The organism is Bradyrhizobium sp. i1.15.2 (genome assembly GCF_040548425.1).
Lineage (GTDB): Bacteria > Pseudomonadota > Alphaproteobacteria > Rhizobiales > Xanthobacteraceae > Bradyrhizobium > Bradyrhizobium canariense.
Genome location: NZ_JBEPRQ010000056.1, coordinates 1 through 14,769 on the forward strand (window position 1 = coordinate 1; position 14,769 = coordinate 14,769).

Below are 14,769 nucleotides of genomic sequence, written 5' to 3' on the forward strand. Positions count from 1 at the left end.
TTTCGACGAGCAGGAGGCTGGTGGCCAGGGCGTACAGCTACCCTTCCAACACGATCTTATCCTCTGAGTGCCGCCGACGCCTTCGTCGCGTCCGGGCGGATTGGCGTTTTCCGGAGGCGCTCCCATGGTTGCGCCGATCACATTCACGGACCCGCACCGCCATCAGCTGCACGGCCATCAAGAGCCGTGAAAGCGCGCTACTTCATGTCCGCTCCCAGGCACCATAATAATGAGTCATTGTAACCTCCAAGGTCATACTCGGAAGGCGACAGGAGCAGCACTTGCAGGATTCGCGATGTCCGCTCCGGGTCAAGGTGCGAAGAACCCGGCCTGAGCAAAACCAGTCCGCTTCCACCCACGAAGCTGACCTTAATGAGACGATTCGCCACTTCGCTGATGGGCCCGCAGCGTTGCATAGGACGCCAGAGGGCGATGCCCCAAGGCCGGTGCGGGGCTGATCTGTGCTAGGCTTCTTCAAAACATGTTGGTTGGCGTTGGCGGAGGTGATTGTGAGGCGACGTGAGTTCATCGCGCTCCTCGGCGGCGCGGCGGCAATCCGACCACTCGGCGCGCATGCGGAGCGTCCGCCAGAGCGCATCCTCTATTTCACATACTCCGCCGGCTACCGGCATGATGTCATACCGCTTTCCAAGGTAATCCTGACCCAGCTCGGAAGCAATTCGGGTGTCTTTGAAGTCATTCCAACGGAAGACACGTCCGAATTTTCTACCGAAAATCTCGAGCGCTACGCGGCGGTGATGTTCTACACAACCGGAGAACTTCCAATGAGCGCCGCGCAAAAGAGAGCTCTTCTCAACTTTGTGCGCTCGGGCCGCGGGTTCCTCGGCGTTCATTCGGCGACGGACACATTCTACACTTGGCCGGACTATCTCGATCTGGTCGGCGGCTACTTTAATGGTCATCCTTGGCATCAGGCCGTGAAGATCGAGGTGGTTGATCCTGGCGATGCCTTGGTGGCTTTTCTCGGGAATTCGTTGCAAGTCGAGGACGAAATCTACCAAATCAGCGATTTCGACTATCGTGGTTCACGCGTGCTCCTGCGCCTCGACCCAAGCTCGGTGGACCTTGGCAAGACCGGCGTGCATCAACGATTCTATGGCTGGCCTCTCACCTGGACCCGATTCTATGGCGAGGGACGAGTATTTTATTCGGCGCTAGGCCACGAGCCGTCAGTTTGGCAGGACGCCCGCTACCAGCGAATCCTCACGAACGCTATCCTCTGGTCTATGCGAAGGTCGCCCTAGGAGACGCCGCCGCACTTCGCATTTGCGCCACCGCCGGATTCGTCGGGTGGTGTCCGTGCCAGAGGTTCGGACGGTCTTGGTCTGCGACTTCCGTTCCGGGTCACCAGCGACAGCGGACATCACGGCGGCTGAACTGCTCTTCGGCTTAGGGCCAGAACCGGACCTTCGTTGCTGGCTTTCTCGCGGATCACAGGTAACGCACAGTATGCCGTATCGCTATCTCGACCTATCAAGCATCCTGCCGCCGTTCGATGCCCGGAAAGCAACATAGCACGGACGACATGGCAGGCGCCCTGCGCGGCTACGGACGCTTTGAATGCTCCCGCCGGGCGGCTGGTTGAGGTCTTACTCAAAAAGCTGCCCGAAGGAACCGCGACGGAATTTCGTCAACGGCTCGATAGGGTGGTCGATGCGCCAGGGCGCTCGGGAAAACTGGCCCGTGTGCGCCTCGCACCCGAGATATCATTGTTGTTTGACCGGGCACCCGATTGGACCCAAAACGAAAGTTTCGTCCGTTGTTTGAGTGGTCGTCCGCCGACGCCTCTGACGTCTGGTCGGCGCGCAAGTATTCCAGCTATATTGGATCGCCAGAACTTTTCGCACTGACGAAGCGACCATTCTTGGAAATGTTCGGACGAAACGATGTTCCAACCAAGGACCTGCAAGGCTTTCCGCTCGGTGATCGCGGTAGTTGCTGCTAAGTCGGACCTCCATGCGCTGCGGAGCCGACGCCATGAGGCGGTGCTGCACGCCTTCAGGCTCGGGCTGGAGGCATCGTGTCAAAGCCGCGCAAAGACGCATCAGCGGGGCTCGGACTTTGGCGGCGGCGATGCTCATCGGGTTTTTACCGCGGCGCAGAACTGTTCCGTGACCGCCGTCGTTTCCTCGGCGACGTTCCAGCCGTTCGTCTCGGCGTTTTCCTTGGCCAGCTTATGCTCGATCTCAAGCATCTTCTTGGTAAGCGCGTACGGCTTCCAGTCGGCCTTGGACAGCTTGGCGTAGGTGTTCGCTCCACAGACGTTGTAGGCAATCGCTTTCTGCACATTAGTGCTGACGTGGCTCATGTGGTCCTCGACCACGGCGGTGACGCGCGCCTTGGCGTATTGGCTGTTGGCTGCGATGAAGTCTTTGCAGAAGGCGACCCGTTGACCTCCGTCGCGGGCTTTGATGTAGGCCGTCTGCGTTTCGTAATGGAGGCGGTAGGCGAGTTTCTCAGCATTCGGCTCAGATTTCACCGCTTCAAGCGTGGCGCGGTGGTCACCCGAGGTGGCGTCATTGATCGTGATGTCACATACTCTGGCGAGGGAGAAGACCGGAACGTAGGCCCGCAACTTGGCTTCCAAGACATCGTTGGCGTGCGCAACTGGTGCGAACAGGCTGGCGGCGATTGCGAAAGCAACGAGACAGCGTTTCATTGGTGACATGCTCCAGATCACCGGGCAGTAAACGGCGGCGGGGGTGGGGATCGTCGCGGCCCACCACACTCACCAGCGCAGCGATCCAACCGCAAAGCGTCCAGCCCAGAAAACGGGTTGAGCAACTTACTGCGCGAATTCCTTGGGCGGCAGTCAAGCGGCAGCCTTGATCTGGATCATGCCTTCCGGCCTCCCTCGAAGGGGCCTTTACCGCTGCGGCGTCAACGACTTGAGGACGCGAGCAGTAACGCCCTGTCCTCGGTCATCGAGCGGTCGATCGCCCCCGATACCGTCTTCCACCCTGCCAGAGGCAATTGTCCGGCGAAAACTCGCCAGTCGGATCGGCGCGCACGAGCAGGTGCCGCCATGACGGTTTCGGATGAACATCGCGGTAGAAAGCCCGGAAGTTGGCCCAGCGTGTAAATCGGCGTGGCGTCCCGACGCCGATCGGCGAGCTAAAGCATTGATCCAGCAAGCGGCGAAGGGGTTAATCTTGAACGCTTGTTCACAATGGATCCCGGGCTCGCGACTTCGTCGCTCCCCGGGATGACGACCGTAACTCCCCTCCTGCGACCGTTCAGTTGGCGGCGCGGCGCAGGAAGGCCGGGATATCGAGAATAGCCTCATCGGGCGCATTGCGCGCAGCGGTGCGGCCGTAAGGATCGAGCGGCCGGTCGGCCGCGTGGCGCGCATATTCCGGAGCCGCCCTTGCCGGTTGCCCCACGGGCTGTCGCGCTTCGGAGCGGGGCGGCGGGCATTCCACTTGCGGAAGGGGTGCACTGCGCTCGATGCGATCGGCGATGCGGCGGCCGTCGTTGCGCAGCCTGCCCGCGAGCTGGGCGATGGCGGTTTCCACCGGTTGCGCCTGAGACGCCGGGTCGAGATTATCGATTCCGGTCGCCACCACCGAGACGCGGACGATACCGTCGAGGCTATCGTCAAACGACGCGCCGACGATAATGTTGGCGTCCGGGTCGGCCTCGTCGCGAATGCGGGTCGCAGCTTCGTCGACTTCGTACAGCATGAGATCCTTGCCGCCGGTGATAGAGATGATGAGGCCACTGGCGCGCTTGATCGAGGGATTCTCGATCAATGGATTGGAAATCGCGGCCACAGCAGCGGCAAGCACGCGCTTCTCGCCGGAGGTCTCGCCCCGTCCCATCATGGCCTTGCCCTTCTCCTTCATGACGGAGAGGACGTCGGCAAAATCGAGATTAATCAGGCCTTCCTTGACGATGAGGTCGCTGATGCAGGCTATGCCGGAATAAAGCACCTGGTCGGCAAGGGCAAAGGCATCGGCGAACGTGGTCTTCTCGCTGGCCACCCGGAACAGATTCTGGTTCGGGATGATCAGCAGGGTGTCGACCGTCTTCAGCAACAGACGTTGCGCGGTGTGAGTTCGCTATCGCCCTCCGACTACGAGGATATCGTAGAACTGCTGATAGAACGGCTTCGAGAGCTGGAGCTTAGCTTGGCGGTGCGAGAACTGACGGACAAGCACGAGCCGCAGTAGCGTAATACCGAGGCTGGCAGCGGACTTTCGACGATCCGATCCTACTGCCAGATGGCTGCAAGCTGATCACCCTGCACGACGCCGCGACGTTCATCACCAAGCTGCCAAAGCGCGAGCATGACGCGCCGGAATGGCAGGCCGCGATCGAGGCGCTGATGCTGGTGGCCGACCTCGGTGGCCCGACGATGTTCGCCCGCATCGGCGTTGTGCGCGCGCTCAATCGGCATCGCGAGCCGGTCGCAAAGCCCGCAAGAAGCGAGCGAAGGCGTACCGGCTTGCGGGGTCATTTAGCGGGAGCGCTTCGGCAGTTTGGGAAGTTTGTTCGGGTTGAACGTTGGCGTCGACTCGCTCGCCTTTAGCGAAGGCGGCTCCTCCTCGGTGAGGATGAGCGTTCCCTCGAAGAGCACTCCCGGCACCTCTTCTGCCGTCCCGACATAGCGACCTATCTTGCCGGAGCACGTTCCCTCAAGCTTGAGCGTGAGGTCATCGGCGCCGAAGATAGTTACATGCTCATCGGTATGCCGTTTGATCGATACGATTGCGGTGAATCGATCTCCATCGACTTCGCAGGTGCCGTTGTAGGTCATAATGCTGCTGCGGCCCCAGATTCTGCCGGTTGCAACATGGGCAATGCCGGTGCCTTGGCCGAGCGGGGTCTTGAGCCACGCCCTGTAAGTGCCGTCTTTCAGCATCTGGAGGAAGCCTCTCCCTCGGTGTTCGCGCGAGAGCCCGATGATCGGCACAACCAGCGTTAAGACTGGGTAAAGGCCGGTGGCTGTGCGAATCCAGTACACGCCAAGCGTGCCTGTAATCTCGCAGGCCCGTCTCACCCAGAGGCTCCCCACGGCGAAGGAAATGTGGGTCGATCATCCCACGTCACATATCCGCACTGCCTGCACTGGAACATTGTCACGGTCCGGCCCGTGTGCGGATTGAACATTTCAGACACGATCGGCACGCGGTCGCTGCCGACGCAGTCGCAGATCGGCAAGTTTGCCGCCGTTCGGTCGATCTCGCTCATGGCGCAGGCCGTAGTTTTCCGGGCGGCACCCGCCGTTTCCAGTTAAGTTTTATCGGATATACCCGCTCTCCGTGAGTCGGAATTTTGATCATCCAGCCGAGGCTGAAGAGGCAATGAGGCGAGCCGTAGCGGCTACGAGCGCGCTTGATCGCTTGAAGTGGCTGCGCGTTGCATTGGCATGCATTGACCTAGCAGGCGACGAGACATCGCATGGTGTGCACAAGCGGGACTCCGCCGCATGAAGTACGCCGCCGAAGGTCCATTCGTCGACCCCGACGCGGCCGCCCGCAAGCTGGTCGAGATCGCCAGCGGCATCGAGCCGCTGCAGGACGGCCGCATTTAACCTCGGCCCAATTCGAGGCGTGCATCAATGCGTTTGAGTTACTCCGGCTGTTATCCACCAGAACGAAGAAATGGATCCACGGACCCAGCTAACCGGTCCGCCAGTTGCACGGCGACCGCCGTGGACTGCTTTTCGGAAGGCAGGGAGCCGATAGAATCGACTGCCAGCCAGGTACCAGCGGAAAGAACAGCTATCACAATCGCCGCGAGATATTCGGTCCTCATGGAGATGGTCCCTTCATCACCCCAGAAGCTAACCGGACACTCTCAGAAATGGTTCCGACCAGCCGCGCGGCTCGATGTCTTCGTCCGCAGCGGAAAGTTGCTACCACGGCGCCAGCGCGCCTAGTCGCTCCTAGGTTCCCTCCTTCCGAGTGGAACATTGGCGTCGCGATTAGAAAACGGGAACGAAAGCCGTCTGCGAGCTTTAGAAATGTGAGACCGCCGCTCGCCGGTACTAACACGGCGCATGTCGCGGATAGCCAAAGGTTGCTGACCCGCTTTTCTCTACAAGCGCTCGCGCAAGATAGCCAAAAGCGGCGGTCTCCGGTTCCATTCAAAATCGCCAGCCGCGCCCCGATCGGTTGCGGGGAATCGCATTGGGCTGATGTCGGCGTGCCGGTGGCGTTGTTCTTACCGAGGCTCCGTCATGCCCAACCATATCGACATCGACTATGTACACAGCCCGGCCATGGTTCGAGAGATCGGCGAGAGGCTACGAGCGTCGCTGAAACCGGAGCCGGAATTACCGGCGAACCTTAGGATGCAGATTCGGCTCCGCGAACTGGAAGAGCCGTCACCATCGATCATTCCAGCGGCCAAGCGCTGGAACAAGCTGCGCGGTTGAGCCGCAAACGGCTCGGCCGAACATGGACGAGCGCTGTCACCGGTGAAGCTTCGTGCGTCAAGGATTTTGAGTGAGTACGGTGAGGCGCACTCCGAATTGATCGGCAAAGCCGTCGTCCTTAGCGACGGAAAGGCAGGCACGGTCGAGAACGTTTGGCTGGATGAATTGCACGGGCTCCGGATTTCGATTACAGGCCATGATGGAAGATGGCCGGTCTCAACCATCAAGTTCGTGGAGAGCTAGACCATTCGCATCGGCGCGCGCTGCCCAGAGCGCGCTCCTTTCAGATCATTCCAATCAAGATGAAAAGAGCGATCTCGGTCAGGAAAGTGACGCTCATAATGGCGACCGTAAGGAACGCGTCGCCCGCTGGTAGAGGGGTCATAGATGCCTCGCGCGTTGCGAAGCCCCGAAGCCAAGAGCCAAACTCCCCGACCTTGGGGAATGTTTCAGTTCCAAGCAGGGCGGCGATCGGAAATTAAAAGTCGCATGAGGCGACTTTGGTCGCGCCGCTGTCCGGTGGAACGAGATGCCCTACCGCAGTTCTAGTTCCTTGATCGCCAGAGCCGAACTCTGTGCGGCGTCATGAGCGCCGGTTTGCGCGATCTTGATTATCGCCTTAGCGATCATTTCCGTTAGCGGACCCTTTTAAGCATTGGCGTAGTGGCTACTCTGCGCGAACACTCGCGCATTGCTGGGAAGCCGCAGAAGGACTGCCGCCGGAAATCGCCGGGCTGTTCGGATTGGCCACCGAGTTGCTCATCGCGATCCCAGAGCACAAGGTATCACTTCGCGATAACGGACGAGAAAGTCAGACGGATGTTTTCGCTCTGATAAAATCGAACAATCGCACTATCGCCGTCGCGGTGGAGGGCAAGGTCAATGAGTCCTTTGGGCCGACCATAAAAGATTGGTATGTGGACCCATCCGCGAGGAAGCAACAGCGGCTGGCGTTCTTGTGTGATCTGATCGACGTTGCGTGTCCACCACCCGATGATACCAGTTATTTCACCGCACCGCCTCGGCAGTTCTCGAAGCCGCTCGCTTCAAGACCGACGACGCCGCATGATCATCCATTCGTTCTCGCAAAATTACAAATGGTTTGACGCTTAGAGGAGCTGAAATAAAATGATCGAGCCCTGGAAGGGTGTTGCAACCCGACGCGCCCAGATATTCCGAGTGGTGAATCGTCGCGGCGGCTGTATCGTTTGCGCCAACAGTGATTGAGGGGTTGTTCCGGCGCTCATCAAGTGAGCCCTCCAAATCAACCCGTTCGCTGATACCGTCTGTCATGCAAAGAAGTCCATGCTCAAGACCGAGCAAGAATACAACAGTGCAATCAAGGGTGCATCAAAGAAGGCATCGACGCTGGCTTTGGAGTTGCCACCGGACGATCATTCCCAGCGACCACTTGGTTTCGTTCGCGCGGCGATCGTCGTCTCGATTTCCTGAACCATCTCTCGCACCCGTTCGGCGAGCCGTTCGAACAGCGCTCGCGTCTGCCTATCCGGTGCAGTTCTCGCCAACCGAGCACAATAGCCTGCCTCCGCTCGAAACTTCTCAAGTTGAGCAATAAGCTCTTCCATTCTCGCTCTTCTACTCGCCCACGTTCCAATAGCTGTTTAGCGGGGACCTACCGGCCGGACACCTGGGAAATTTCCCAGGGTCCCAAGGCTTACAATGGCGGTTGCGCTCCAGGGAGAAAGACGGCTCAAGGGGCGGGAGCTTAGAGCTTCTAGCGCGACGCTCGACGACGGAATCACGGTTGCGCTGCTTTTTGAAGCGAGACAGGCGCCAGATGCGGCGCCGTAGAACTACTGTGCCAAGTTGTTGCTGTGCTTAGCCCGCGGCTGTGTTCATCCCGAACGCTGGGTCGCGCTCCTGATCGGCACTCCGCCTATAAAAGCGTTCCCCCGCTCGCGAACCCGGTGAACGATGCCACTCTTGTCGGAGGCATGTTTACAAAGGACCGGCGATCGCACGTCAGCTAGCAACCTCCTCGCGCGCAGATGCGGGCAGCGCCCTCTGAGACCTGTCGCCGTCACGCCGCACGCTGCGTTCCGTTTGTGACTATTATGCAGCCTGGCTTCGACCGCCGTCGATGACCATGAACAGCGCGCGCCGATCAATTGGTGAGCTACTCGGCTGATCAGGCTTTTCAGCGGACCCTACAGGTGGCGTACACTTTTCCAGCAAGCTATCCGACGTTGCCGCTTCTGCTTCGACATTAGCGACGGGAACTCTCACCTTCTGTTCCATAAGTTCGAGTGCGGCTGCGCCCTTTGCTGTCAATCGCCAACCGAACGAATACCTTTGCACAAAGCCTAAGGAGAAGACGTCCAACGAGGGGAGCGTAGCACCCAGCCGCTTGCTGTAGCTTGCCCAATCAGCGCCGCTCGTTGCCAAAAATGCGAGGTCGCGTTTGATATCCGTAAGCGTCGCCAGCCCATTGGGGTAGCTAGCAAGTACCGTCAAAATGGATACCTGGAAATTCACGACTGCCACTCACCCGGCTATGCCGACCATTTTGTCAGCAGTTCGTGGCACAATGCAATGACTTTGAATGTACAATACGGCTTACTGATCTAGCAGAACTCCGTTAGGCGCGGCATGAGCGATGCCGGATGAGAAGGAAGTCCACGATAGCCTGGCACGAATGTGCTCTGCATACTGGAGGGTGACGAGTTGGCGCCCCTATTGCACTCACGGGAGAGGTACTCGAAGCCGCGCAACATCAGGTCATTAATGGTGGCTGACTTCTTCTCTCCAAGCATACCGGCGCATCTACGTTCTCGGTCCAGCGCCGCGTGACTCGTTCAATGGACGCAGCCGTGGAGAGCCGGGCAGCAGCGAACTGGGCCGCGATTTTACGAAGATTGAGCGACGGACTTCCCGAGATGCCCCTTACCTCTGATCCATCTGGCGAGTTCGCTGCTGCGAACAATGAAGCGTTGTTCTTCGCGATGTTCGCGGGCGACGACCGCCGCGATGAAGATCAGCGTCCCGCTTCTCGACATGCGCCACATAGTGCGCCGCCTGTACGTCGATGGCCCTGCCGTGGCGAATTTGCACCAGCGCCGCCGGGTCGTGAACGATCAGGACAGCGCGAACGCGCGCTGCCTGCCGCCGTCGTCAACCGCTTTCCAGTCATTGGGTCGGGACGCCGTCGCTATCGTCTCCGGGTCGGCACGAGCATGGTCACGACCACCGCCACCAGAACAAAAACAAGGACGATGGCGAGTGCTTCAAAGGACCCCATAGCGCTGATCTCCGTCAGGCCAGCCATCTTCCCTAACGTTAACTCATCAGAAGGACGGTCCCGTGCGGCAAATCGCATCGGAGGCGACTACTGTGCGCTTCCGTCTCCGCGCACCCGCCACGTTTCGGGTCCCTCTGGGTGCATAGATAAACGCGGGGACCGCGCGACCGCGCCCCTTCGGCATATTTGCGTTTTTCGTTTTTTGTGTTTCCTTTGCTGCATCTGCTTTTGAAAGGCACGCCGAGATGCGGCGCATCGATCTGTTCGAGGCCACGATGCAGGGCTGGGCGCGGCTCGACGCGGCGCAGCGCGAGCGGTTTTTCCAAGCGGGCCTGAATGCGGCTCGACAGGCGAGAATTCCGCGCGTGGCTCCTGCGGCGCGTCAGGACCGCGCCGCTCGCGACTCCGGTCGATGCGGCGCGCTAGCAATCTGGGACGGCGACTTGGCGCTGATGCTGAAGAACTGGCCCTTAATGGCGAACCGGGACGCAGCCGTAGGACGCTGCTGCCCGTGTTCGCCGTCCGGTCGGCGAGCGCCACAGCGGTCACCAGCGCCAGCCAACCGCCGTCGGCATGGGCTCGGCGCGTTTCAATCCAATTGCCGTACGCATCGTAACAGTTGTTGTAAGCACCGTAAGCGCCATAGGCCGCGGCACCAACGGCTGCGGCTCCCACTGCTGCCCTGCCGTATCCGCGATAATACCCTCGGCCTGCGACCGGGTAGCCCGGACGACCGGCGAGTTGTACTTGTGTACCGATTCCGACATCTGGCGTGACCCGTACACTCATTGCCACGCAGAACAACTCGAATCGGGCACCTGGTACGTGCACCGTCCCCACTACTCCCTTCAACGAGAGGCTGGAACAGCAAGATCGCGGCCCCCAGGAGGTCCGGGATTGATATTACCTGCGGTTCAAAGCCGAGGGCCATACATGGCGGTCTCTTGGTGAGGCAGATTTGCAAGCACAAGGGACCAGGAACGGCGTTCACGAGCATTGTGCGCGCTGGGAAGCAGTTTCACTTTCAGAAATGGTCCGATGACGACAGAGAGATTATTAAGTCGATAGATGGCAAGCGAATTGATAGCGGTGACATCCGGCTAGTCGCTCTACCAAGACAAAGGGACGAAGCTATTTGGGTCGGCCCTCGGGTGGGGTTCCGAGCGCGAGAGCCGGATCCAAATAATCTCGAAGGTATTTCATTCCGAAGCGCACCTCTGAGAGCCGCAACCTGGCAGATGGATGGGCGGATGAAGGTTGTGGGTGACTAGGACCGTGCAAAGCCCCACGCGACGCACGTTATCCTTCCAGTCCTTCGATCGAAGGTATGGGCTCGGATATGGGCCGCCAAATAGTCCGCTTCAGGAAGCACTGAAGGATAAAGACTTTTTCGGCGTGCATGGCGGAGGGAGAGAATCTGCAAAAAAACTTGCTCGAACGCTGCAGCTCAGGTTCTCTCGGTAGGGGAGAGACGGCATTCTCCGACGGGCACGCGTTGAGGACGGACTACGGTACGCCGTAGCGCGCGAATTCCTCGGCGATGTCGCCCCGGACGGCTTTCGCGGCCGCGACATCGGCCTCTCCCGAAGCCGTCTCGCCGCGGCGGATCTTTGCCCGGCCGCGACCGTACAGCGCGGCGGCGAGCGTGGGGTCGATGCGTAGCGCGGCGTCGTAGTCGGCGATGGCCGCATCGGTCCGTCCAGCCTTGAGGTGGGCGAGCGCGCGGGAATCGTAGGTCGCAGCCGTATGCGCGCCCGACCCGATCGCCTTGTCGCAGGCTTCCACCGCGCCTTGCGGGTCGCCCGTGCTCGCCCGGATCCAGCAAAGGCCGCTCCAAGCCACTTCCATGTCGGCGTTCAGACGAGTCGCGGCGGTGTAGTCGCTTTCGGCGCGTACGAGATCGCCCTTCTTCAGCCAGGCCTCGGCGCGGTTGACGAAGGCCCCGGGGTATGCCGGCTGGAGGGCGATGGCTCGGTCGAAATCCTCCATCGCGGCGTCGTAGTCGCCCGTCCTCAGTCTCGCCGCGCCGCGGTTGTTGACGGGCTTGGCGAAGGTCGGATCGATGCCGATGGCCGCGTCGAAGTCGGCGACGGCGCGGTCGTAGTCGACCTTCGCCGCGTAGGCGATGCCGCGGTTGTTGTGGGCGATGGCCAAGGCCTGTGGCCCGCCACGGCCGGCTCCGATGAAGGCAGAGCAGGCCTCGATCCTCCGGTCGGGCGACGAGGCGGCGTTGCAGAGCTCGACGTTCCGGAATTGACCTTCCGGCTTCTGCGCCGACGCGGGGGCGGTCAGCAGCAGGATCATAACTGGCGCCGTCCCGAAGACCTTCAGCATCCCCGGCAGATGCCGAGAGCGCGGTCTGCCCTCCGCTGCCGGGGAGGCGCAACGGTCGAACCGGCCTTCCGCTTCATGACGGCATCCTTGCCCTGCTCGATCAGGGTGGCGAACTTGACCGTGCCGTCGTCCGAAATCTCGATGTGGGGCGTGGTGCCCCGGATCCCCAACGTCGCCACCGGCGTGTCCACCTTCATGTTCCCGGTCTTAGCGACGCTGCCGGCGACGAAGGTGAAGGTGCCTCTGGTCAGGCTGATCAGGGTCGAATTGTCCTTGCCGTCCGGATCGTAGACGAACTCGCTCATTTCCATGCTGGCGTTACTCGACAGGCTGAAGGAGCTGCCGTCGGCGAAGTTGATACCGAGGCGGCCGTCGGCGCCCGTCCTGACGACGTCGCCCCGATAGACTGGATCGCCGACCTTCGCGCTGCCCCCCTCGTCGGACAGTCTCGCCTGCACAACCGCGGCATCGATATGCTCGATCGTTGCCTTGCCAGCAACGGCCACGACTTTGCCGATTGGCTTGACGTCCTGCGCCCGAACCGGCGCAGGCGGATACGCCACTGCAACGAGCAAAAGGCAGAGAAGTCCTGCGACCGTCCTTTGTCCATGCATGCGTCCGCTCCCGTCCGTGAAGAGCCGCTTCGGCGGAATGATGGCAGAGCGCGCCCGGCGCACCATACCGCATGTCGCGACCGCCACTTTTTAGTCGCAGCGGACGATGGTCCCGACCGCTCAGCGCCAACAAAAGAGCGCATTTGCGCACACCCAGTCAACATTTCGTGAAGGAGCCTGGGGACGACAAAGCGTAGTCTGGTTCGCGGAACCGGAACGTGGGCGGGTGGACTTACACTCGATCGGTCCGGCCGCTTCGGCGGAAGCGGGCAGCATGCGAGGCGTAGGATGTCGCTCGCACGTGTCTTCGCCGGTCTTTGGCCGGCGCAGCACCAACGCAGTCCGCCGTCCGTCCGCGGCGGGCGCGCTGTGGAGTCGCCGGTCGTCGCGGGACTCGGATGGGCCGGAGGGCTGTCCTTCGTCGCGTTGATCCTGACGGCGCTGAAAGAAGCGTGGGCCGCCGATCCCGATCTCGCCTTGTTCGACGACGCCTCCATCACCTACAAGGGGTTCGAGCATGGCACCTTCGAACTCATCACGAAGGAGGCGGTGCCGCGCCACATCATCGTCGACGATCCCGGGCAGACGGTCATCCTGAGCAAGACCGGATCGTCCGTCAGCTTCGCGCAGATCGCCAACAACGCTTCGCGGATGGAGGACCTGCAAAGCCGGCAGCAGGACGTGCTTGACAACTACTCGAAGGAGCATGGGCCGTCCGGATCCGGCACGCCTCCGGGCGAAGCGGTCGATCAGACGCTGCAGCCGATCGATTTCCAGGCGCCGGAGGGGCCCAATCCACAACATGCCCTTCCCGGGCTGGTGGTGCCGGCCAGCTTCGTGCCGGATGGGCCGTTGATCCATTCGCCACCGACACTGACGCTCGGGTCGGGCCCGGTCGAGATCGACACAGTCGCGTTCGATGAGTTCTCGGCGAGCAGCGGCAGCTTCTCGACCACGAGCTTCGGCTCCGGCACGACCCCGACCTTCGGCATCGCGGGCGGCGCGATCGGCCCTTTCACCGTCGCGGGCGCAAGCTACGACGTCGAGAAGGCCGGCTCCTTCGGAATCCTGTACTTGAACAGCGCGACCGGCGCCTACGCCTACGTACCGAACAACGACGCTATCAACGCGCTGAAGGCGCCGAACGCCGACAGCTTCACCATCACGGCGTCCGACGGCTTTGCCTCGGCAAGCCAAACCTTCACGATCGACATCGCCGGCACCGACGACGCGGCAGCGATAAGCGGCGGGACCGGTGGATCCGTCGCCGCGGTTACAATGGACGCCGCCGCGATTGCGGCGGCGTTCATGGCGCACGACGTCCCGACCGCGACCGGCAAGCTCGCCGACACCGACGTCGACGATCCGGCCAACACGTTCACGGCGGTGAGCTCTCCGCATACCAGCGACAAAGGCTACGGCAGCTTCACGATGACGTCCGACGGGCACTGGACGTACGCGCTGGATCCCGCAAGCGCCGCAGTGCTCGCGCTTACGGCGTACCAGACCCTGACCGACACCTTCACCGTCACCACGATCGGCGGCACGCCGCAGATTGTCATGGTGACCATCCAAGGCGCCGACGATCCGGCCGTCATCTCCGGGGACACGCATGGTCGCGTCGTCGAAGCAGGCGGCGTCCACGATTCCGCGCAGGGCGTCCCAACCGCGTGCGGCCTTCTGACCGCCACCGACGTCGACGGCCCGTCGAACGCGTTCGATCCCGTCAAATGTCCGGAGCCGAGCGACCACGGTTACGGCAGCTTCACGATGACCGCGGATGGGCACTGGACCTTCGCGCTCGACAACGGCAACTGCGCGGTGCAGGCGCTGAACGCAGGTCAATCGCTGACTGACGATTTCACCGTGAGGGCCGCGGACGGTACGGCACAGACGGTGACCGTCACCATCGAGGGCAGCAACGACGCCGCGGTCGTCTGCGGCGATATTTGCGGACGCGTGACCGAGCCAAGCAACTCCTGCGAGCCCCCGCCACGCGCCAGCGGCACCTTGTCCGACAGGGACGTCGACAATCCCGACGACACCTTCACGGCGACGACATGCCCGCAGGCGAGCGACCACGGCTACGGCAGTTTCACGATGACGACCTGCGGCACGTGGACATACGTGCTCGACCCCGACGACCCGGAGGTCCAGGC

General features: G+C 61.4%; 12 protein-coding genes and 1 pseudogene. 6 read left to right on the top strand and 7 right to left on the bottom strand.

Going from position 1 to position 14,769, the window contains the following annotated elements; genetic code table 11:
- The first annotated feature begins 503 nt into the window (after window positions 1–503).
- Window positions 504–1,265, top strand: a complete 762-nt coding sequence (locus ABIB80_RS38680; RefSeq protein ID WP_354129586.1) for a ThuA domain-containing protein — start codon at window positions 504–506, stop codon at window positions 1,263–1,265.
- 833 nt (window positions 1,266–2,098) lie between these two features.
- Here the strand turns inward: ABIB80_RS38680 and ABIB80_RS38685 are convergent.
- From ABIB80_RS38685 to ABIB80_RS38700, 4 genes are all read right to left on the bottom strand, one after another.
- The gene (locus ABIB80_RS38685; protein WP_354129580.1) at window positions 2,099–2,680 is read right to left on the bottom strand and encodes a hypothetical protein; all 582 of its coding nucleotides are present in this window, start codon (window positions 2,678–2,680) and stop codon (window positions 2,099–2,101) included.
- A gap of 577 nt (window positions 2,681–3,257) precedes the next feature.
- Window positions 3,258–4,058 carry a hypothetical protein gene (locus tag ABIB80_RS38690; protein ID WP_502918778.1) on the bottom strand — a complete coding sequence of 267 codons (801 nt, stop codon included), beginning with the start codon at window positions 4,056–4,058 and terminating at the stop codon, window positions 3,258–3,260.
- 176 nt (window positions 4,059–4,234) lie between these two features.
- Window positions 4,235–4,480: a hypothetical protein gene (locus tag ABIB80_RS38695; protein WP_157158496.1), complete on the bottom strand. Its 246-nt coding sequence runs from the start codon at window positions 4,478–4,480 to the stop codon at window positions 4,235–4,237.
- Window positions 4,481–4,885, bottom strand: coding sequence for a hypothetical protein (locus ABIB80_RS38700; protein ID WP_009859228.1), 405 nt, complete (start codon window positions 4,883–4,885; stop codon window positions 4,481–4,483).
- Between the two features lie 1,320 nt (window positions 4,886–6,205).
- Between ABIB80_RS38700 and ABIB80_RS38705 the strand changes: the two genes are divergently transcribed.
- From ABIB80_RS38705 to ABIB80_RS38720, 4 genes and pseudogenes are all read left to right on the top strand, one after another.
- The gene (locus tag ABIB80_RS38705) at window positions 6,206–6,403 is read left to right on the top strand and encodes a hypothetical protein (RefSeq protein ID WP_354129581.1); all 198 of its coding nucleotides are present in this window, start codon (window positions 6,206–6,208) and stop codon (window positions 6,401–6,403) included.
- Window positions 6,404–6,436: 33 nt separating this feature from the next.
- Entirely contained in the window at window positions 6,437–6,646 is a 210-nt protein-coding gene (locus tag ABIB80_RS38710) for a PRC-barrel domain-containing protein (RefSeq protein WP_354129587.1), read from the top strand.
- Window positions 6,647–7,098: 452 nt separating this feature from the next.
- Window positions 7,099–7,509: pseudogene (locus ABIB80_RS38715) on the top strand (DUF6946 family protein); the annotation flags it as partial.
- A gap of 199 nt (window positions 7,510–7,708) precedes the next feature.
- Window positions 7,709–7,855 (top strand): hypothetical protein, encoded by a 147-nt coding sequence (locus tag ABIB80_RS38720; protein WP_354129583.1) that lies wholly within the window; start codon window positions 7,709–7,711, stop codon window positions 7,853–7,855.
- Window positions 7,856–8,476: 621 nt separating this feature from the next.
- On the opposite strand, the gene ABIB80_RS38725 is transcribed toward ABIB80_RS38720, so the two are convergent.
- From ABIB80_RS38725 to ABIB80_RS38735, 3 genes are all read right to left on the bottom strand, one after another.
- Window positions 8,477–8,899 (bottom strand): hypothetical protein, encoded by a 423-nt coding sequence (locus tag ABIB80_RS38725; RefSeq protein ID WP_354129584.1) that lies wholly within the window; start codon window positions 8,897–8,899, stop codon window positions 8,477–8,479.
- Window positions 8,900–11,168: 2,269 nt separating this feature from the next.
- Window positions 11,169–11,996 carry a tetratricopeptide repeat protein gene (locus ABIB80_RS38730; protein ID WP_009859195.1) on the bottom strand — a complete coding sequence of 276 codons (828 nt, stop codon included), beginning with the start codon at window positions 11,994–11,996 and terminating at the stop codon, window positions 11,169–11,171.
- On the bottom strand, window positions 11,990–12,610 hold the full coding sequence (locus ABIB80_RS38735; RefSeq protein WP_009859194.1) for a FecR family protein: 621 nt from the start codon (window positions 12,608–12,610) through the stop codon (window positions 11,990–11,992). The genes ABIB80_RS38730 and ABIB80_RS38735 overlap by 7 nt, the downstream gene beginning before the upstream one ends.
- A 288-nt stretch (window positions 12,611–12,898) precedes the next feature.
- On the opposite strand from ABIB80_RS38735, the gene ABIB80_RS38740 reads away from it, so the two are divergent.
- On the top strand, window positions 12,899–14,769 hold a 1,871-nt coding region (locus ABIB80_RS38740; RefSeq protein WP_354129585.1), incomplete at its 3' end, for a VCBS domain-containing protein.